The organism is Streptomyces sp. P9-A2 (assembly GCF_036634175.1).
GTDB classification, from domain to species: domain Bacteria; phylum Actinomycetota; class Actinomycetes; order Streptomycetales; family Streptomycetaceae; genus Streptomyces; species Streptomyces pratens.
Genome location: NZ_JAZIFX010000001.1, coordinates 1810445 through 1830785 on the forward strand (window position 1 = coordinate 1810445; position 20341 = coordinate 1830785).

Annotated in this window: 14 protein-coding genes; 10 read left to right on the top strand and 4 right to left on the bottom strand. The window is 70.8% G+C overall.

Annotated elements, in window-relative coordinates; translation table 11 throughout:
- A complete protein-coding gene (gene hrpB, locus V4Y04_RS08245) occupies nt 1-2565 on the top strand; it encodes an ATP-dependent helicase HrpB (protein WP_332426683.1) in 2565 nt (854 codons plus the stop codon).
- A gap of 520 nt (nt 2566-3085) precedes the next feature.
- Here the strand turns inward: hrpB and V4Y04_RS08250 are convergent.
- On the bottom strand, nt 3086-4888 hold the full coding sequence (locus tag V4Y04_RS08250; RefSeq protein WP_332426685.1) for a lytic transglycosylase domain-containing protein: 1803 nt from the start codon (nt 4886-4888) through the stop codon (nt 3086-3088).
- Between the two features lie 318 nt (nt 4889-5206).
- Between V4Y04_RS08250 and V4Y04_RS08255 the strand changes: the two genes are divergently transcribed.
- Nucleotides 5207-6067 (top strand): DUF4184 family protein, encoded by an 861-nt coding sequence (locus V4Y04_RS08255; RefSeq protein ID WP_332426687.1) that lies wholly within the window; start codon nt 5207-5209, stop codon nt 6065-6067.
- On the opposite strand, the gene V4Y04_RS08260 is transcribed toward V4Y04_RS08255, so the two are convergent.
- The 3 genes from V4Y04_RS08260 to polA form a co-directional block, all read right to left on the bottom strand.
- Nucleotides 5985-6443 (bottom strand): hypothetical protein, encoded by a 459-nt coding sequence (locus V4Y04_RS08260; RefSeq protein ID WP_332426689.1) that lies wholly within the window; start codon nt 6441-6443, stop codon nt 5985-5987. The two genes, V4Y04_RS08255 and V4Y04_RS08260, sit on opposite strands and share 83 nt — an antisense overlap.
- A 273-nt stretch (nt 6444-6716) precedes the next feature.
- Nucleotides 6717-6845 carry a hypothetical protein gene (locus V4Y04_RS08265; RefSeq protein ID WP_332426691.1) on the bottom strand — a complete coding sequence of 43 codons (129 nt, stop codon included), beginning with the start codon at nt 6843-6845 and terminating at the stop codon, nt 6717-6719.
- Between the two features lie 49 nt (nt 6846-6894).
- Nucleotides 6895-9621: a DNA polymerase I gene (polA, locus tag V4Y04_RS08270; RefSeq protein ID WP_332426692.1), complete on the bottom strand. Its 2727-nt coding sequence runs from the start codon at nt 9619-9621 to the stop codon at nt 6895-6897.
- A gap of 265 nt (nt 9622-9886) precedes the next feature.
- Here polA and V4Y04_RS08275 point away from each other — a divergent pair, with 265 nt between their 5' ends.
- The 8 genes from V4Y04_RS08275 (at nt 9887) to V4Y04_RS08310 (ending at nt 20287) form a co-directional block, all read left to right on the top strand.
- A complete protein-coding gene (locus V4Y04_RS08275) occupies nt 9887-12166 on the top strand; it encodes an FdhF/YdeP family oxidoreductase (protein WP_332426693.1) in 2280 nt (759 codons plus the stop codon).
- Between the two features lie 121 nt (nt 12167-12287).
- Entirely contained in the window at nt 12288-12782 is a 495-nt protein-coding gene (locus V4Y04_RS08280) for a PaaI family thioesterase (RefSeq protein ID WP_332426694.1), read from the top strand.
- 514 nt (nt 12783-13296) lie between these two features.
- Nucleotides 13297-13542: a hypothetical protein gene (locus V4Y04_RS08285; RefSeq protein ID WP_332426695.1), complete on the top strand. Its 246-nt coding sequence runs from the start codon at nt 13297-13299 to the stop codon at nt 13540-13542.
- An 895-nt stretch (nt 13543-14437) separates the two neighbouring features.
- On the top strand, nt 14438-15673 hold the full coding sequence (locus tag V4Y04_RS08290; RefSeq protein WP_332426696.1) for a branched-chain amino acid ABC transporter substrate-binding protein: 1236 nt from the start codon (nt 14438-14440) through the stop codon (nt 15671-15673).
- A 109-nt stretch (nt 15674-15782) separates the two neighbouring features.
- Nucleotides 15783-16715 carry a branched-chain amino acid ABC transporter permease gene (locus V4Y04_RS08295; RefSeq protein ID WP_332426697.1) on the top strand — a complete coding sequence of 311 codons (933 nt, stop codon included), beginning with the start codon at nt 15783-15785 and terminating at the stop codon, nt 16713-16715.
- 5 nt (nt 16716-16720) lie between these two features.
- Nucleotides 16721-18547, top strand: coding sequence for a branched-chain amino acid ABC transporter permease (locus V4Y04_RS08300; RefSeq protein ID WP_332426698.1), 1827 nt, complete (start codon nt 16721-16723; stop codon nt 18545-18547).
- Nucleotides 18548-18551: 4 nt separating this feature from the next.
- Entirely contained in the window at nt 18552-19574 is a 1023-nt protein-coding gene (locus V4Y04_RS08305) for an ABC transporter ATP-binding protein (protein WP_332426700.1), read from the top strand.
- Complete coding sequence (locus V4Y04_RS08310) at nt 19571-20287, top strand: ABC transporter ATP-binding protein (RefSeq protein ID WP_332426701.1); 717 nt, start codon at nt 19571-19573, stop codon at nt 20285-20287. Before V4Y04_RS08305 ends, V4Y04_RS08310 begins: the two co-directional genes overlap by 4 nt.
- Nucleotides 20288-20341: the final 54 nt, after the last annotated feature.

Here is a 20341-nt window from a genome sequence, read left to right on the forward strand (position 1 = left end):
GTGATCCGTCACGACGCTCTGGACGCCCTTCCCGTGCGCGAGGCGCTTCCCCGGCTGACCGACGCCCTTCGGGAGCGCGGCACCGCCGTCCTCGTCGCGCCGCCCGGTACCGGAAAGACGACCCTGATGCCGCTGGTGCTGGCGGGGCTGACCGGCGACGGCCCCGCGCGGCGGGTCGTGGTCGCCGAGCCGCGGCGGATCGCGGCGCGCGCGGCGGCCCGACGGATGGCCTGGCTGCTGGGCGAGAAGCCCGGCGAGTCGGTCGGCTTCACGGTGCGCGGGGAGCGGGTGACCGGCCGGCACACGCGTGTGGAGGTCGTCACGACCGGCGTGCTCCTTCAGCGGCTGCAACGTGACCAGGAGCTGACCGGTGTGGACGTCGTGGTGCTCGACGAGTGCCACGAGCGGCATCTGGACGCGGACACGGCCGCGGCGTTCCTGTGGGACGTGCGTGAGACGCTGCGTCCGGAGCTGCGTCTGGTGGCCGCGTCGGCGACGACCGACGCGGCGGGCTGGGCACGACTGCTGGGCGACGCGCCCGTCGTCGAGGCGCGCGGCACGGCGCACCCGGTGGAGGTGGTGTGGGCGCCTCCCGCCCGTCCCCTGCGGCCGCCGCACGGTATGCGGGTCGACCCGGCGCTGCTGACGCATACGGCGTCGGTGGTGCGGCGGGCGCTGGCCGAGCGGGACGGGGACGTTCTGGTGTTCCTGCCGGGCGTGGGCGAGATCGCCCGGGTGGCCGCACAGTTGGGGACGCTCCCGGACGTCGAGGTGCTCCAGGTGCACGGACGGGCGCCGGCCGCGGTGCAGGACGCGGTGCTGGCGCCCGGACAGCGGCGCCGGGTGGTGCTGGCGACCTCGGTGGCGGAGTCGTCACTGACGGTGCCGGGGGTGCGGGTGGTCGTGGACGCGGGCCTCGCGCGTGAGCCCCGCGTCGACCACGCGCGCGGCCTGAGCGCTCTGACGACGGTACGGGCCTCGCAGGCGGCGGGCCGGCAGCGGGCGGGGCGGGCCGGGCGCGAGGCGCCGGGCGCGGTGTACCGGTGCTGGGCACAGGCGGAGGACGCCCGGCTGCCGCGGTTCCCCTCCCCCGAGATCAAGGTGGCCGATCTGACGGCGTTCGCGCTCCAGACGGCCTGCTGGGGCGACCCGGACGCCTCCGGGCTCGCCCTGCTCGATCCGCCCCCGGCCGGGGCGATGGCGGCGGCCGGGGCCGTCCTGACCGCGATCGGGGCCGTCGGCGCCGACGGTCGGGCCACCGAGCGGGGCACCCGGCTCGCCCGGCTGGGCCTGCATCCTCGGCTCGGGCGTGCCCTGCTGGACGCGGCGACGGCCGTGGGCCCCGCGCTCGCCGCCGAGGTGGTCGCGCTGATCGGCGAGGATGCGCCGCGGAGCTACGGGGACGATCTCGCCGGCGCGTTGCGCACCGCGCGGCGCGGGGACGACGCCTACGCGCAGCGGTGGCGCGCCGAGGTGCGACGGCTGCGCGCGCTCGCCCGGGACGTCTCCGCGCGGGGCACCTCGCAAGGCGCCTCACGGGGTACAGCGAGGGACACCTCACAGACGGGCGGCGGCCCGCCGCACGTGGACGAAATGGACGCGCGGGTGGGGCTGGTCGCCGCGCTCGCGTTCCCCGAGCGGATCGCCCGCGCGGACGGCGGTTCGTATCTGATGGTGTCCGGGACACGGGCCGAGGCCGGGGCGGGCACCGGGCTGCGCGGCGCGCCCTGGATCGCGGTCGCCGCGGCCGACCGGCCCGTGGGGCGGGGGCACGCGCGCGTGCAGCTCGGCGCGGTCGTCGACGAGGCCACCGCGCGGTGGGCGGCCGACGCCCTGCTGGAGACGCGCGAGGAGGTGCACTGGGCCGACGGGGACGTCGTCGCCCGGCGGGTCGAGCGGCTGGGGGCCGTCGAACTGGCCGTACGGCCCCGTACCGACGCGGAGCCCGCACTCGTACGGGCCGCGCTGCTGGACGGGCTGCGGCGGGAGGGGTTCGGGCTGCTGCGGTGGCCGGCCGGGGCGGCCGTGCTGCGGCAACGGCTCGCGTTCGTGCACCGGCAGGCCGGCGAACCCTGGCCCGACGTGTCCGACGAGGCGCTGCACGCGCGCGTGCGGGAGTGGCTGGAGCCGGAACTGAGCCGCGCCCGGCGCCGGGCCGACCTGGCTCGGATCGACGCCGGGCAGGCCCTTCGCCGGCTGCTGCCGTGGGCGTCCGGGGAGGCTCTCCGCCTGGACGAACTCGCCCCCGAGCGGATCACCGTACCCAGCGGGTCCGCGGTCCGGATCGACTACTCCGACCCCGGTCGGCCGGTGCTCGCGGTGAAACTCCAGGAGATGTTCGGGCTCCAGGAGTCGCCACGGGTGGCCGGGGTGCCCCTGCTGGTGCATCTGCTGTCCCCGGCCGGGCGTCCCGCCGCCGTCACCGCCGACCTCGCCTCCTTCTGGAAGGACGGCTACAAGGGTGTACGGGCCGAGCTGCGCGGCCGTTATCCCCGGCATCCATGGCCCGAGGACCCCGCCGCGGCCGAGCCGACCCGGCACACCAACGCGCGGCTCGGGCGGTGACGCCCCGCTCCTCCTCCGCCGCCTGAGCGGGGCAGGAGGAGCGGAGGCGAGAGCGCGCTTACGACCTCACCCGCGATGGGGAGTGGATCAGCGAGCGGCCTCATGCGGCTTCGCCTCCAAGGCGGAGGAGGAAGTGAGGGCGGAACCATCGCGACCGACGACAACGCCGGAGGCGAAGCCGCAGGGCGTCGGGAGCCCGCTCACTATCGCGGGTGAGGTCGTTAGGGCGTGCAGAGAAACAACTTGTGGGTTTCTGGACTTGATGTCGCAGGTCAGCGCGCCGCCCACCCGCATGTTGTTCTCCGGCAGACCCTTACAGACCTCCGGCGGACGGCACAGCGTCGCAGGGCGGTGGTACAGGGCAGTGGTACAGGGCGGTGACACGGAGACTGTGGCAGGTTCGATTCCTGCCCCCACCCGGCCCGATGAGGTGTCAGGTCGTCCCGGAGCGGCGGACGGGCGGGTGCCCCCTCCATCGTGACGGAGGGGGCATCCCGGGTCCGCGCGGGCGCGCGTGCTGCTACGTGCCGGCGGTGGGATCGGGGGACGCGGTTCCGGCCGCGGCCACGGTGAGTTCGACCGTGAGGGTGGCGCCGCCCGCGGTGGTGATGCGGAGCAGGAAGGTGCCGGTGGTGTCGTCCGCGTACAGCTGAGGCAGCTTCAGCCGGCCGTCCGCGTCCGTCCGAAGGCCGCTCAGGGTGCGTACGGCCTTGTCGTCGGCGTCCTTGAAGTAGGGGCCCTTGTCGTTGACGGCCGGATCGTCGGCCGATGTGATCAGCGTGGCGGTGGCGGCGACCTTGCCGGCGGCGGCGCCGTCGTGAGTGGCCCGTACCTCGACATGGTGGGCGAACTCGCCGCCCGGCGTGCAGGTCAACGCCTCGTCATCGGTGCGGACGACGGTGTCGGCGACGCGTTCGGTGACGGTGGCCCGGTAGCCGAGGCCGGGCACCATGCGGCCGACGACGGTGGCGCGGACGGTGATGTCGCCGGTCTTCTCACCTGCCCGGAGTGCGGGCGCGACGGCGACACCGGAGCTGTTGGTGAGGACGGTGGCCACGCTCTCGCCGCCGGTGAAGGTGGTGTCGGTGTCGCCGATCACGGTGAAGCGGATCCGCACCTTCGCGACGCTCTTGCCCTCGTCCGTCTCCGCGCGGGTACTGATCCGCTCGGTGAACGCCTCGCCCGCCGTCGCGGTGAGCTTGCCGGTGCCGGCGTTCTCCAGGTGGTCCACCCTGTCGGTGGGCGTGGGGACGGTGGGGGGCGGAGTCGTCGACGGCGGCGGGGTCGTGGCCGGGGGCGGAGTCGTCGGCGGAGTCGTGGCCGGGGGCGGAGTCGTGGCCGGTGGGGTGCTCGGTGTGCCGGGCGAGGCCGGCGGCTTGGTACTGCCGCTGCCCTGCTTGCCGGGCGTAGTTCCGGGCTTCGACGGCCGTGTGTCCGGGGTGGACGGGCTGGTGCCCGGCGTCGACGGGCCCGGGCTCGTGGAGCGGTCGTCGCTGCGGTTGCCGGGCAGGGTGCCGGTGCCGTCCGGGACCTCGTGCGTGCCCTTGCGGTAGTACTCCAGCCATGACAGGACGGTGTTCAGGTACTCCGTGGAGTTGTTGTAGCTGAGGATCGCCTTGTCGAGGTCCGTCCGGTCGGACAGGTCCCAGCCGAAGCGGCACAGGTAGTGGCCGGCCGCCAGCGCGGCGTCGTAGATGTTGTTGGGGTCCTCGCGGCCGTCGTCGTTGCCGTCGCGGGCGGCCCACGCCCAGGTGGACGGGATGAACTGCATGGGACCGACGGCGTTGTCGTAGGCACTGTTGCCGTCGTACTCGCCGTTGTCCGTGTCCTTGATGAGCGCGAAGCCGTTGCCGTCGAGCTGCGGGCCGATGATCGGGGAGGTCGTGGTGCCGTCGGCGTCGACGCGTCCGCCGCGGGCCTGACCTGACTCCACCTTGCCGATGGCGGCGAGCAGTTGCCAGGGCAGGTTGCAGGCGGGCTTGGACTCGCGCAGCGCGGCTTCGGCCTTCTTGTAGGCGTCGAGGACGGTCGCGGGTATGCCCGCCTCGGAGTCGCCCGGCGTGACCGTGTCGGAGGTCGCGGACGGCGAGGGGTTGGGGCTGCTCAGCGGCGGCAGGTCCGTGTAGTACGGCGAGTTGCCGGTCGCGCCGGGGTCGTCGGTGCTCGTCCCGGGCTCCGTGGCGGCGCCCGAGGAGGTCCGGCCGTCCTGACCGTCGATCGTCACGCCTGGAGCCTGGGACGCGGACAGGGCCGCCACCGCGGCCGCCGCCACGGCGGTGGTTGCCGCTCCCTTGCGCAGCCTCCTGCCGAAATGCGCCGCCATAGAGTGAACCCCTCCCCCTGGACGCCGGGGCGTCCGTCCATGTCTGTCCCACTCGCCTGCTGTGACACTCCGCCACGGCCATCAGTTGTACTGATCCGTTGTAACGATTTGTTGTGGCGAGTTGTCGCGCCGGTCCGCCGTGTCGATCTCTGGCGACCCTACGGCACCAGCCTTTGCCCGGACACCCGTTCATGCCCGGCGTTCACCGGACGGTCACAGCCGTTCCCTCACCGAACGTGGACGGCCGCGTCGCGCATACTGGGGCCCGCCGAGCACCCGGCCGACGGGCCGGGTCAACCACCGCCCCAAGGAGCTGGGTTGCCTTTCACGCTGAGCCATGCGGTGGCGGTCCTGCCCGCCGTACGCACCGACGGGACCGGTCGGGGACCGTTGGTGCCGGCCGTCCTCGTGGCGGGCAGTCTCGCTCCGGACCTGACCTACTACGCGGCCGGTTTCCTGTCCGGGGCAATGGAGTTCGGGGACTTCACACACTCGTTCCCGGGCGTTCTCACCATCGATGTGTGCATCGCCTGGGCGCTGGTGGGGCTCTGGCTCCTGGTCCGCGAACCGCTCGTCGCACTGCTGCCGCGGCCCCGGCAGGGCCGGACGGCCGCCCTGCTGCGCTGCGGCACGCCCCGCGCGCGTGTGCGCGTCTCCTTGGCGGCACGCTGGTACGTCTCGGCCGTGCTCGGTGCGCTGACGCACGTGGTCTGGGACGAGTTCACGCACCTCGACCGGTGGGGGATGCGGGTCTTCCCCGTCCTGGGACAGGAGATCGCGGGCTCACCGCTGTACTGGTACCTGCAGTACGGCGGTTCGGCGGTGGCCGCGGTGGTGATCGCCGTGTTCCTGGCGCGGGCACTGCGCCGGGCGACGCCCCGCCCGGGGCCGGCGGGGGTCCCGACGCTGTCCACGGTCGACCGGTGGGCGGCCGCCGCGCTGCTCGGCGGCTGCGCGCTGGCGGGGGCCGTCCATCGGGCCTCACGCTGGTGGGACTACTGGGGTGCGACCGCGAAGCCGTGGGAGCTGATCCCCACGGTGTGTTTCGGGGCGGGCGCCGGGCTCGTCCTCGCGCTGCCGGTGTACGCCGTGGCGGTCAGGGCGTGGCGTCCGGCCCCGGCCACCACGGACCCTGATGACGTGGATACGCGGCGGCCGAGCCGTACGGCCGCACGCTGAGGGTCTCGCCGGCCGTCACGAACACGGTGACGGTACGGACCGGGCGGGGCCGGGGCAGCAGGCTGAGGGCGAGCGTCAGACAGCCGCGGGCCCGCTCGGTCCACAGCCGCCACGCAGGCGGCTCACCGGCGCCGGGGCCCGTGAGGCCGGGCCCTTCGCACAGGTCGGGGTGCCAGGGCCCCTCGGCGATGCGGCGGCCGAGGTCCGCGGCGGCACGGCACAGCGCGACGGCGAGAGGGAGGGCAAGGGGGACAGGGGTGCGGGCGGTACTCGCGTCGGCCGCGAAGACCGGAACCGGCGACAGCGCCCCGGGGGTGGGTCCGTCGGCGGCGGCCCTCGGGAATGCCGCTCTGCGGTGAAGCATGCGTATACCCATGCCCCGCATCCTGGCGTCCGGCCCCCTCGACGGCTTGCCCACCTGGCCCACGCGAGTGAAGCACCCTCCGGGGGCGGGCCCGCGCAGGGCGGGTGCACTCGGGCCTCGCGCCGTCGAGGACAGCAGTCGGCTTGTCACCGCGGTCTCGGCGGTGGTCCGGGTACCGACGCCTCGCGCCGCCAAGGACAGCCGTCGGCCCGTGTCGTACGCCTCGCTCAGGGCCCGCCCGCTGCCACGTCGCGGCCGTCGAGGACAGCAGTCGGCGGGTGACCGTCAAGCGCGGCCGTCGAACCCGGTCACCCGCCGACGCCACTCGCCGGACTCGTCCGTCCTGCGCAGCCGCATCAGGGGCAACCGGGGGCGGGCGGCGACGGAGAACGCCCTCCGACCACCCTCTGCCACCGCCCGTCGGTCCTGTCCTGGCCCGGCCGCCCGGCCGTGCCCGGTGCCGTCAGTGTGCCGCCGACTCCCAGTCCGGGCCCGCGCCGACCGAGACACCCAGGGGGACGCGGAGCCGGACCGCGTCGGCCATCTCCCGGCGGATCAGTTCCTCCACAGCCGCACGTTCACCGGGGGCGATCTCCAGGACGATTTCGTCGTGGACCTGGAGGAGCATGCGGGACGTGAGGTCCGCCTCGCGCAGCGCGCGGTCCACGTTCAGCATGGCGATCTTGACGATGTCCGCCGCCGTGCCCTGGATCGGCGCGTTCAGCGCCATGCGCTCGGCCGCCTCCCGGCGCTGGCGGTTGTCGCTGTTGAGGTCGGGCAGGTAGCGCCGGCGGCCGAAGAGGGTCGCCGTGTAACCCGTCGCCCGCGCCTCGTCGACCACTCGGCGCAGATAGTCCCGTACCCCGCCGAACCGCTCGAAGTACGCGTCCATCAGGGCGCGGGCCTCGGCCGCCTCGATGTTCAGCTGCTGCGAGAGCCCGAAGGCGGACAGCCCGTACGCCAGCCCGTACGACATCGCCTTGATCTTGCGGCGCATCTCCGCGTCCACCGCGGACCGCTCGACCGCGAACACCTGCGCGGCGGCCGTGGTGTGCAGGTCCTCACCGGAGGTGAACGCCTCGATGAGACCGGCGTCCTCGGAGAGATGGGCCATCACCCGCAGCTCGATCTGGCTGTAGTCGGCGGTGAGGAGGGACTCGAAGCCCTCGCCGACGACGAAGCCCCGGCGGATCGCGCGTCCCTCGTCGGTGCGGACCGGGATGTTCTGCAGGTTCGGGTCGGTCGACGACAGGCGGCCGGTGGCTGCGACCGTCTGGTTGAACGTGGTGTGGATACGGCCGTCGGCGGCGATGGTCTTGATCAGGCCCTCGACGGTGACGCGCAGCTTCGCCTGCTCACGGTGGCGCAGCATGATGACCGGCAGCTCGTTGTCGGTCTGGCCGGCCAGCCAGGCCAGGGCGTCGGCGTCGGTGGTGTACCCGGTCTTGGTCTTCTTCGTTTTCGGCAGGCCGAGTTCGCCGAAGAGGACCTCCTGGAGCTGCTTGGGCGAGCCCAGGTTGAACTCGTGTCCCACCGCCGCGTGCGCCTCCTTCACCGCCTGCTGCACGGCGCCCGCGAACATCTGCTCCATGGACTCCAGGTGGGCCCGGTCCGCCGCGATGCCGTGCCGCTCCATGCGGGCCAGCAGGATGGACGTCGGCAGCTCCATGTCCCGCAGCAGCTCCGCGGCGCCCACCTCCTCCAGGCGGGTCCCGAAGGCCTCGCCCAGGTCGAGCACCGCACGGGCCTGCACCATCAGCGCCTCGGCCTCGGCGGTCTCGTCCGCGCCGAAGGCCAGCTGGCCGTCGGCCGCGGCGGCGGGCGCCAGTTCGCGGTGCAGGTACTCCAGGGACAGTGCGTCCAGAGCGAAGGAGCGGCGGCCCGGCTTGACCAGGTAGGCGGCGAGGGCCGTGTCCATGAAGACGCCCTCGACGCTCCAGCCGTGCTCGGCGAAGACCCGCATCGCACCCTTGGCGTTGTGGAACACCTTGGGCCGGTCCGCGTCGGCCAGCCAGGCGGCGAACGCCTGCTCGTCGCCCTCCTCCAGCTCGGCCGGGTCGAACCAGGCGGCCGGTCCGGCGGCCGTGGCCAGGGCGATCTCGGTGACCGAGCCGGCCCCCAGCGCCCAGGTGTCGACGGTGGCGACGCCGAGGGGCCCGGTGGCGTGCTCGGCGAGCCAGCCGGCCAGCTCGCCCGAGCCCAGGACGGTCCCGTCCAGCTCCACACCCTCGGCGACGACCGGGGTGGTCCCGTCCTCCTGCGCTCCGGGGTCGACGGCGAAGAGCCGCTCGCGCAGTGACGGGTTCCTGATCTCCAGGGTGTCCAGGATCATCGCGACGGCCTTGCGGTCGTAGGCGGTCCGCTCCAGGTCGGTGACGCCCTTGGCCAGCTCGACCTGCCGCTCCATCTCGGTGAGGCGGCGGTTGAGCTTGACCGACTCGAGGTGGTCGCGCAGATTCTGCCCGGCCTTGCCCTTGACCTCGTCGACCCGCTCGACGAGCTGCGCGAAGGAACCGAACTGGTTGATCCACTTCGCGGCTGTCTTCTCACCGACACCGGGAATGCCGGGCAGGTTGTCGGACGGGTCGCCGCGCAGCGCCGCGAAGTCGGGGTACTGCGCGGGCGTCAGCCCGTACTTCTCGACCACCTTCTCGGGGGTGAACCGGGTCAGCTCGGAGACGCCCTTGGTCGGATACAGCACCGTGGTGCGCTCGGAGACCAGCTGGAAGGAGTCCCGGTCGCCGGTGACGATCAGCACGTCGAAGCCCTCGGCCTCGGCGCGGGTGGCCAGCGTGGCGATGACGTCGTCCGCCTCGAACCCGTCGACGGCGAAGCGCGGGGCGTTCATCGCGTCGAGCAGCTCACCGATCAGCTCGACCTGGCCCTTGAACTCGTCCGGGGTCTTGGAGCGGTTCGCCTTGTACTCGGGGAACTCCGCCGAGCGCCAGGTCTTGCGGGAGACGTCGAAGGCCACCGCGAAGTGCGTGGGCGTCTCGTCACGCAACGTGTTGGCGAGCATCGACGCGAAACCGTAGATCGCGTTCGTCGGCTGGCCCGTCGCGGTGGTGAAGTTCTCCACGGGCAGCGCGAAGAACGCGCGGTAGGCCAGCGAATGCCCGTCCATGAGCATCAGTCGCGGTCGGGCCTCGCCGGAGGTCTGGTCGGTCTTCTTCGCTGCTGTCTCTGCCACGTCCCCGATCCTGCCACGCGCCACCGACACTCGGCCCCGCCCCCGCATCGCCGGACGTCACGGCCGCCGCCCGGACCCGACGACTCCCCGCCGCTCCCCCTCACCCGAAGCCGCGCACAATCCCTCGAAACCGTTCGCAACCGTTCGCAACCGTTCACGGGAAATGTCCCCGCCCCCCGCCCCGCCCGGGGCCCGCCATCGTTGTCACCGTCCCGTGCGAGGATCGGAGGCTTACGTCACACGTGTACGCGAAGAGGAGTGCGCGATGGCCAGCAAGCCGCCCAAGGGTGACCCGGTCCAGGACGCGCCGAAGGTCTCCGCGCCGAAACACTCGGCAGCGGGCCTCACGGCGATCGGTCACAGTCTGCGCATGGCCCACCAGCAGATGGGCGTGAAACGCACGGCGCTGACCCTCCTCAGCGTCAACCAGAAAAACGGTTTCGACTGCCCGGGCTGCGCCTGGCCGGAGCCCGAGCACCGGCACACGGCGGAGTTCTGCGAGAACGGCGCGAAGGCCGTGGCCGAGGAGGCCACCCTGCGCCGGGTCACCCCCGAGTTCTTCGCCGAGCACCCCGTCGCCGACCTGGCCGGCCGCAGCGGCTACTGGCTGGGCCAGCAGGGCCGCCTGACCCACCCCGTGTACCTCCCCGAGGGCGGCGACCGCTACGAGCCGGTCACCTGGGAGCGCGCCTTCGACATCGTCGCCGAGGAGATCAACGCCCTCTCCTCCCCCGACGAGGCCCTCTTCTACACCTCCGGCCGCACCAGCAACGAAGCCGCGTTCCTCTACCAGCTGTTCGCGCGTGAGCTCGGCACCAACAACCTGCCCGACTGCTCGAACATGTGCCACGAGTCCTCCGGCTCCGCCCTCTCCGAGACGATCGGCGTCGGCAAGGGCAGCGTCCTGCTGGAGGACCTCTACAAGTCCGACCTCATCATCGTCGCCGGCCAGAACCCGGGCACCAACCACCCGCGCATGCTGTCCGCCCTGGAGAAGGCCAAGGCGAACGGCGCACGGATCATCAGCGTCAACCCGCTGCCCGAGGCCGGCCTGGAGCGCTTCAAGAACCCGCAGACCCCCAAGGGCCTCACCACCGGCGCCGCCCTCACCGACCTGTTCCTGCAGATCCGCCTCGGCGGCGACCAGGCCCTCTTCCGCATCCTCAACAAACTGATCCTCGAGGCGCCCGGCGCCGTCGACGAGGACTTCGTCCGTGAACACACCCACGGCTACGAGGACTTCGCCGAGGCCGCCCGCGCCGCCGACTGGGACGCCACCCTCACCGCGACCGGCCTCACACGCGAGGACATCGAGACCTGCCTGCGCATGGTCCTCGAATCGAAGAGCGTCATCGTGTGCTGGGCGATGGGTCTCACCCAGCACAAGCACTCCGTGCCCATGATCCGCGAGATCGTCAACTTCCTGCTGCTGCGCGGCAACATCGGCCGCCCCGGCGCCGGCGTCTGCCCCGTGCGCGGTCACTCCAACGTCCAGGGCGACCGCACCATGGGCATCTTCGAACGGCCCGCCAAGGCGTTCCTGGACGCCCTGGAGAAGGAGTTCGGCTTCGCCCCGCCGCGCGAACACGGCTACGACGTCGTACGGGCCATCCGCGCCCTGCGCGACGGACGGGCGAAGGTCTTCTTCGCCATGGGCGGCAACTTCGTCTCCGCCTCCCCCGACACGGAGGTCACCGAGGCCGCGATGCGCCGCGCCCGGCTGACCGTGCACGTGTCGACCAAGCTGAACCGCTCGCACGTCGTCACGGGCGCGCGCGCCCTCATCCTGCCGACCCTGGGACGCACCGAACGCGATCTGCAGGGCAGCGGCGAGCAGTTCGTGACGGTCGAGGACTCCATGGGCATGGTGCACGCCTCCCGCGGCCGCCTCGAACCGGCGAGCGGGCAACTACTGTCCGAGCCGGCCATCGTCTGCCGGCTGGCCCGCCGCGTCCTCGGCTCCGACAGCAAGGTGCCGTGGGAGGAGTTCGAGAAGGACTACGCGACGATCCGCGACCGCATCGCACGCGTGATCCCCGGCTTCGAGGACTTCAACGCGCGCGTGGCGAACCCCTCGGGCTTCACACTCCCCCACGCCCCGCGCGACGAGCGCCGCTTCCCCACGGCCACCGGCAAGGCCAACTTCACCGCCGCACCGGTCGAGTACCCCGAACTGCCGAAGGGCCGGCTCCTGCTGCAGACACTGCGCTCGCACGACCAGTACAACACCACGATCTACGGCCTCGACGACCGCTACCGCGGCATCACGAACGGCCGCCGCGTGGTGCTCGTCAACCCCGAGGACGCGCGCGAACTGCGGCTCGCGGACGGCTCGTACATCGACCTGGTCAGCGAGTGGAAGGACGGCGTGGAACGCAGGGCCCCCGGCTTCCGCGTCGTGCACTACCCCACGGCCCGCGGCTGCGCCGCCGCGTACTACCCGGAGACCAACGTCCTGGTGCCGCTGGACGCGACCGCCGACACCAGCAACACCCCGGCCAGCAAGTCCGTCGTGGTCCGTCTGGAACAATCCGCGACCGACTGAGCGTTTGCTCAGTGATGCCGGCGGCACCGCCGTGGACGCCGCGCGAAAGCGTCCGCGGCGGCAGTGCCGTACCGCCGCAGCGATCACGACGGACGAAACACGACGAACGGAGCCCGCCCCCATGGGAGAGCAGCAGCACGCGAAGTTCCCACAAGAGGTCATCGACGAGTACGCCGCGCTCGGTGTGGACCTGGAGGCCCTGTTCTCCGCCGGCCACCTCGGCACCCGCATGGGCGTGCAGATCCTGGAGGCCTCGGCCGAGCGGGTCGTGGGGACGATGCCGGTGGAGGGCAACACCCAGCCCTACGGACTGCTGCACGGCGGCGCCTCCGCCGTCCTGGCCGAGACCCTCGGGTCGCTGGGGTCGATGCTGCACGGTGGCGTCACCAAGATCGCCGTGGGCGTCGACCTCAACTGCACCCACCACCGCGGCGCGCGCTCCGGCCTGGTCACCGGGATCGCCACCCCGGTGCACCGGGGGCGGTCCACGGCCACGTACGAGATCGTCATCAGCGACGAGACCGGCAAGCGGGTGTGCAGCGCGCGTCTGACCTGCCTGCTGCGGGACGTCGGCCCGAAGGACACGGAGCAGGCCGCCGGCGCCGCCACGGGCTGACCGGCACGGGAGTGTGCGGGGCGCGCGCCTGCCCCGCACCACCCGCCGCCGCCGACCGTCACCCGTCCGTTGCCCGTCCATTGCCCGGGAACAACGGGTGCCCTACCGTTCGGGCATGGAACGGGGAGGCACCGCCCGGCCCGCCGCGCGGGGCCCCGGCCGCCCGCTGCTCACCCCGGCGCCCCTCCCTCCGGCACTTCCGGCGCCTTCAGCGCCCCCGGCACTCCGCCCGGCCGCCTCCGCAACCGTCCTCCTGACGGCCGGATGCGGCCCGCCCGGACACACCGGCAGCCCGGCACCATCCCCGCCAGCGCCCTCACCGCCTCCGGCACCCTCGGAACTCCTCCCGACGGTCTTCACGACAGCGTTCCCAGCCGCCCGCCCGGCCGCCTCCGCAACCGTCCTCCTGACGGCCGGATGCGGCCCGCCCGGACACACCGGCAGCCCGGCACCATCCCCGCCACCGCCCTCACCGCCTCCGCCGCCCTCACCGTCAGCGACCGCCCCGCAGGCGGTGTGCGCGCGGATCGTCGCCCACTGGGCCTGCGAGGTGCTGGACGGCTCCGCCTACGGCGGCTACCGGTCGACGGGCCTGTCCAACGGCCGGTACGGGATTCTGCGCGACGCCGTGGACGCCGCCCGCCCCGTCCGTGAACACCAAGGCGCCTCGGCCGCCCGTGACGTGATCAGCCGTCACGTCCGTGAGGCCTGCGCCGAACGGCACCGCACCGGCGGACCGGACGAAGACGCCCGGCGATGAACGCCATCGGCCCCGTGGAACCCGGCGACGAAACCCGCCCCTTGGCCGCGCCGCCGCGTCGCGGCCCCCGGGCCCCCCGACGCGGCCCCCTCACGGCGTTGTACGGACGTCATCGTCGGAGCGTACTCACCGTCCTCACCGCGGCGGCCGTCCTCGCGGCCGGTACCGTCCTCCACCTCACCCGGCCTCGGCAACCCCCACCGCCCGCACCGCCGTTCCCGTCCCAGGTGACCACCGTCACCTACCTGAAACCCCAGGCCAGAGGCCCGGAGACAGACAATCGGAATTTCATCTTCCACATCGAAGTCGCCGTGGAATCAGGCCCTCCGGTAACCGTCACACACATATCCCAGCCATACGCGGGTCTTTCCGCGACCTCCAGCCCACCCATCCCTTTTCGGACAGAGGCTGGATCTCCTCACAAGATCGCCATCACCCTCCGCGTCACGGAATGCGGAGAATTGCCGGAGAACGTCGGACTCCCTTCCCTGAAGGTAACTCTGCGTAATACGCGCGCAATACGGGCCCACAGCTTCATCCTCGGACCGCGCTACGCACGGGATCTCTCCAGGGCCCTAAAGGTCGCCTGCAGCAACGATTTTCGGTAATCACCAAAAACGCCGACGCACCTGAACGGACCCCGCCCGGTCCTGCGGTTTCTCATCATGCGGACAGGTCAAAACGGCTTGAATTCCTCCGTTCCCCCCACTCGTTACCGCTCTGCATTACCTCGTGTCATAACAAGAGAGTCACAGCATTGGCCAGACCCTCCTCCCCGTTCCCTCCACCCGCTTAGAGTCACGGCCAGTCACCGCGCCTCCCGATTCTTACTTCGGCCCAGCGCTCGACTCGGCCGTTTCCACCGGGAAACAGCCGTCAGGGAAAGGACTGGATCGTGCGCCAACGTTCACTCATCGCCGTCACCGCTGCTTTGGCTGCGGGAGCACTCACCCTCACCGCCTGCGGTTCGCGCGACGAGGGCGGCAGCGGCGGCTCGGATGCCGGCAAGGGCGGCACCACCGTCGTCATCGGCGTCGACGCACCGCTGACCGGCGACCTGTCCGCGCTGGGCCTCGGCATCAAGAACTCCGTGGACCTCGCCGCCAAGATCGCCAACAAGAACAAGACCGTCGACGGCGTCACCTTCAAGGTCGAAGCCCTCGACGACCAGGGCCAGCCCTCCGTCGGCCAGCAGAACGCCACCAAGCTCGTCGCCAACGACGAAGTCCTCGGCGTCGTCGGCCCGCTGAACTCCTCCGTCGGCGAATCCATGCAGAAGGTCTTCGACGCCGCCCAGCTCGTCGAGGTCTCCCCCGCCAACACCAACCCCTCCCTCACCCAGGGCCTTGACTGGCAGAACAAGCAGGTCCGCACCTACAAGTCGTACTTCCGCACCTCGACCACGGACGCCATCCAGGGCCCGTTCGCCGCCGAGTACCTCTACAACGAATCCAAGAAGCGCAAGGTCTTCGTCATCGACGACAAGAAGACCTACGGCGCCGGCCTCGCCGGAACCTTCACCGCGGCCTTCAAGAAGCTCGGCGGCGACGTCGTCGGCACCGAGCACATCAACCCGGACACCAAGGACTTCAACGCCGTCGCCGCCAAGGTCAAGAAGTCCGGCGCCGACGTCGTCTACTACGGCGGCGAATACCCCCAGGCCGGCCCGCTCAGCAAGCAGATCAAGGCCGCCGGAGCCAAGATCCCGCTCGTCGGCGGCGACGGCATCTACAGCGCCGACTTCATCAAGCTCGCCGGCGCCACCGGCACCGGCGACCTCGCCACCTCCGTCGGCGCCCCCGTCGAAGACCTCCCCTCCGCCAAGGAGTTCGTCGCCAACTACAAGGCCGAGGGCTACAAGGAGGCTTACGAGGCCTACGGCGGCTACAGCTACGACTCCGCCTGGGCCATCATCGAAGCCGTCAAGCAGGTCGTCGACGACAACGACGGCAAGCTCCCCAAGGACGCCCGCGCCAAGGTCACCGCCGCCATGCAGAACGTCTCCTTCGACGGAGTCACCGGCAAGGTCGCCTTCGACGAGTTCGGCGACGCCACCAACAAGCAGCTCACCGTCTACGCCGTCGAGAACGGCGACTGGACCGCCGTCAACTCCGGCACCTACACCGGCTGACCCAGCCCACACCACACGAGCCGCGCGGGGCGCCGCACCACAGGCGCCCCGCGCGGCTCGCATCCGGCCCATCCGTCTAATTTTTTCCGAACGTCTCGGAGGACATGCGGTGAACGAACTGCCGCAGCAGCTGGTCAACGGCCTGCTACTGGGATCCATGTACGGGCTGGTCGCCATCGGCTACACAATGGTCTACGGCATCATCCAGCTCATCAACTTCGCCCATGGCGAGATCTTCATGACCGGCGCCTTCGGCGCACTCACGGTCTACATCTACATCCTGCCCGACGGCACATCCATGCTCATCGCCCTCCCCCTCATGCTCCTCGGGGCGATCATCATCTCCACCACCGTCGCCGTCGGAGCGGAACGATTCGCCTACCGGCCCCTCCGAGGCTCACCCCGCCTCGCCCCTCTCATCACCGCCATCGGCCTCTCCCTCGCCCTCCAGCAAGCCGTATGGGCCTGGTACCCCGAAGCCAAATCGGCCCGCACCTTCCCCCAGATCGACGGCGGCCCCTTCCACATCGGCAGCGTCACCCTCCAGACCGGCGACATCTTCCTCTTCATCGCCGCCCCCGTCAGCATGGGCATCCTCGCCTACTTCGTCATGCGCACCCGCACCGGACGCGGCATGCAGGCCACCGCCCAGGACCCCGACACCGCCAAACTCATGGGCGTCAACACCGACCGCATCATCGTGGTCGCCTTCGCCCTCGGCGCCGTCTTCGCCGCCGTCGGATCCGTCGCCTACGGACTCAAGTACGGCCAGATCGAATTCAAGATGGGCTTCATCCTCGGCCTCAAAGCCTTCACCGCAGCAGTCCTCGGCGGCATCGGCAACATCTACGGCGCCATGATCGGCGGCCTCGTCCTCGGCCTCGCCGAAACCCTCGCCACCGCCTACATCTCCGACATCCCCGGCCTCGGCCAGTTCGGCAGCCAGTCCTGGGCCGACGTCTGGGCCTTCATCCTCCTCATCCTCGTACTGCTGTTCAGACCCCAAGGCCTGCTCGGCGAACGCGTTGCGGACAGGGCGTGACACCGATGACCACACAGACCAGCACACCCGACACCCCCGCCACCTCCGCGGCGAACACCCCCACCGGCCTCATCGGCATCCCCCCGCACGCCGGCCGCGCCCTCGCCACCGCCGGCGGCGCCCTCACCATCATCTCCACCTTCCTCGCCTGGACCTGGACCTCAGAATTCCCCGGCGACCTCACCTACTACGGCTACCCCGGCGGACTCCAGGTCCTCGTCCTCATCGCCGGCGCCCTCACCACCCTCCTCGCCCTCTCCTCCTACGGCGTCCGAGGCCTGCGCTGGCTCACCCCCGCCGGCGCCGACGCGGCCATCAAACTCGCCGCACTCGCCGCCTTCGCCACCACCTGGTACACCATCCTCGCCATCAGCCTCGAGCTCGGCGGCCTCGTCAACCTGGAACCCGGCGGCTACCTCGCGGCCGCCGCCACCCTCCTCGCCCTCCTCGGCGCACTCGCCCTCCCCTTCGAGCGCCCCGAACCCGACCCCATCGACCCCGACGAAACCGGCTGGGCACACTTCAAGCACAACGCCGGCCACAACTGGCAGACCATCAAGGCAGCCTTCACCTCCGGCACCCCACGCGCCGTGCCCCCGCTGTCCTCCTACGCCGAAATCCTCATCATCGTCGGCATCCTCACCCTCGCCCTCGTCGTCTTCACCTACGGCATCGGCACCGGATACGACGAGCTCTTCGTCGGCTTCCTCATCACCGCGGGCTTCGGCTTCGCCGCACTCAACAAGTCCGGACTCATCGCCCAGGCCTCCTACATCACCGCCCGACACCAGAACATCACCGTCTGCGGCGCCTTCATCGCCGCGGCCTGCTTCCCCTTCACCCAGACCGACGACCAGTACGCCACCCTCGGCGTCTACATCCTCATCTTCGCCACCGTCGCCCTCGGCCTGAACATCGTCGTCGGCCTCGCCGGCCTCCTCGACCTCGGCTACGTCGCCTTCCTCGGCGTCGGCGCCTACGCCGCCTCACTCGTCTCCGGCTCCCCCAGCTCACCCTTCGGCGTCCACTTCCCCTTCTGGGCAGCCGTCCTCGTCGGAGCCATCGCCTCCCTCATCTTCGGCGTCCTCATCGGCGCCCCCACCCTCCGCCTCCGCGGCGACTACCTCGCCATCGTCACCCTCGGCTTCGGCGAAATCTTCCGCATCGCCGTCAACAACCTCGACGGCACCTCAGGACCCGACCTCACCAACGGCTCCAACGGCGTCTCCTCCATCCCCGACCTCAACATCCTCGGCTTCGACCTCGGAGCCCCCCACGACATCGCCGGCTTCACCATCGGCCGATTCGCCAACTACTTCTTCCTCATGCTCGCCATCACCGCGGTCGTCGTCCTCGTCTTCCGACGCAGCAGCGACTCCCGCATCGGCCGCGCCTGGGTCGCCATCCGCGAAGACGAAACCGCCGCCCTCGCCATGGGCATCAACGGCTTCCGCGTCAAACTCATCGCCTTCGCCCTCGGCGCCACCCTCGCCGGCCTCGCCGGCACCGTCCAGGCCCACGTCACCTACACCGTCACACCCGAGCAATACCTCTTCGCCGGCACCACCCCACCCAACTCCGCCTTCCTCCTCGCCGCAGTCGTCCTCGGCGGCATGGGCACCATCGCCGGCCCCCTCATCGGCGCCGCACTCCTCTTCCTCATCCCCAACAAACTCCAGTTCCTCGGCGACTACCAACTCCTCGCCTTCGGCCTCGCGCTCGTACTCATCATGCGATTCCGCCCCGAAGGACTCATCCCCAACCGCCGCCGCAAACTGGAATTCCACACAGAGGACGACGCGCCCGCAGTCCTGAGCAAGACAGGGGCCTGACCACATGACCACCCACACCACCACCGAGGACACCACCCCAGGCACCCCCGCCCCCGGCGAAACCGTCCTCGACGCCCGCGGCGTCACCATGCGCTTCGGCGGCCTCACCGCCGTCCGCGACGTCGACCTCACCGTCAACAGCGGCGAAATCGTCGGCCTCATCGGACCCAACGGAGCCGGCAAGACCACCTTCTTCAACTGCCTCACCGGCCTCTACATCCCCACCGAAGGCGAAGTCCGCTACAAGGACCGCGTCCTCCCCCCCAAATCCTTCAAGGTCACCGCGGCCGGCATCGCCCGCACCTTCCAGAACATCCGCCTCTTCGGCAACATGACCGTCCTGGAAAACGTCCTCGTCGGCCGCCACACCCGCACCAAAGAAGGACTCTGGTCCGCCCTCCTCCGCGGCCCCGGCTTCCACAAGGCAGAAGCCAAATCCCGCGAACGCGCCATGGAACTCCTCGAGTTCATCGGCCTCGCCGACAAGGCCGAACACCTCTCCCGCAATCTCCCCTACGGCGAACAGCGCAAACTCGAAATCGCCCGCGCCCTCGCCAGCGAACCCGGCCTCCTGCTCCTCGACGAACCCACCGCCGGCATGAACCCCCAGGAAACCCGCGCCACCGAAGAACTCATCTTCGCCATCCGGGACATGGGCATCGCCATCCTCGTCATCGAGCACGACATGCGGTTCATCATGAACCTCTGCGACCGCGTAGCCGTCCTCGTCCAGGGACAAAAACTCATCGAGGGCGACGCCGCCACCGTCCAGAACGACGAACGCGTCATCGCCGCCTACCTCGGAGAACCCCTCGACAACGACCCCGGCGCCGAAGAAGTGGCCGAAGTGGAAGCCGCCGAAGCCGCCGCAGCCGAAGCCACAGCCGCCGCTGACGCCGACGTCGAAGCCACAGCCGACGCCGAAACAGCCGCCGAAACCGCTGCCGGAACCGCAGAAACCACCGGGGCCACCACAGACACCACCCCCGGCAAGGACGCAGCACCCGGCAAGGAGAACGACCGATGACCGCACTCCTCGAAGTCGAAGACCTCAAGGTCGCCTACGGCAAAATCGAAGCCGTCAAAGGCATCTCCTTCAAGGTCGAAGCCGGCGAAATCGTCACCCTCATCGGCACCAACGGCGCAGGCAAAACCACCACCCTCCGCACCCTCTCCGGCCTCCTCAAGCCCGTCGGCGGCCAAGTCAAATTCAACGGCAAATCCCTCAAGAAAACCCCCGCCCACCAAATCGTCGCCCACGGCCTCGCCCACTCCCCCGAAGGCCGCCACATCTTCCCCCGCATGACCATCGAGGACAACCTCCGCCTCGGCGCCTTCCTCCGCAACGACAAAACAGGCATCGAAAAGGACATCCAGCGCGCCTACGACCGCTTCCCCATCCTCGGAGAACGCCGCAAGCAAGCAGCCGGAACCCTCTCCGGCGGAGAACAGCAAATGCTCGCCATGGGCAGAGCCCTCATGTCCCAGCCCAAACTCCTCATGCTCGACGAACCCTCCATGGGCCTCTCACCGATCATGATGCAGAAAATCATGGCCACGATCTCCGAACTCAAGGCCCAGGGCACCACCATCCTCCTCGTCGAACAGAACGCCCAAGCCGCCCTCTCCCTCGCCGACCAGGCCCACGTCATGGAAATCGGCAAAATCGTCCTCTCCGGAACCGGACAGGACCTCCTCCACGACGAATCCGTCCGCAACGCCTACCTCGGCGTCGACTGACCCACCCCAACACAGCACAACACAGCACTGAGGCCCGGATCCCCCAGGGGAACC

Bases quoted from the DNA above. Each gene is read 5' to 3' on its own strand.
- V4Y04_RS08250 (WP_332426685.1), bottom strand. From the start codon at position 4,888: ATGGCGGCGCATTTCGGCAGGAGGCTGCGCAAGGGAGCGGCAACCACC.
- V4Y04_RS08260 (WP_332426689.1), bottom strand. From the start codon at position 6,443: ATGGGTATACGCATGCTTCACCGCAGAGCGGCATTCCCGAGGGCCGCC.
- V4Y04_RS08275 (WP_332426693.1), top strand. From the start codon at position 9,887: ATGGCCAGCAAGCCGCCCAAGGGTGACCCGGTCCAGGACGCGCCGAAG.
- V4Y04_RS08280 (WP_332426694.1), top strand. From the start codon at position 12,288: ATGGGAGAGCAGCAGCACGCGAAGTTCCCACAAGAGGTCATCGACGAG.
- V4Y04_RS08300 (WP_332426698.1), top strand. From the start codon at position 16,721: ATGACCACACAGACCAGCACACCCGACACCCCCGCCACCTCCGCGGCG.
- V4Y04_RS08305 (WP_332426700.1), top strand. From the start codon at position 18,552: ATGACCACCCACACCACCACCGAGGACACCACCCCAGGCACCCCCGCC.
- V4Y04_RS08310 (WP_332426701.1), top strand. From the start codon at position 19,571: ATGACCGCACTCCTCGAAGTCGAAGACCTCAAGGTCGCCTACGGCAAA.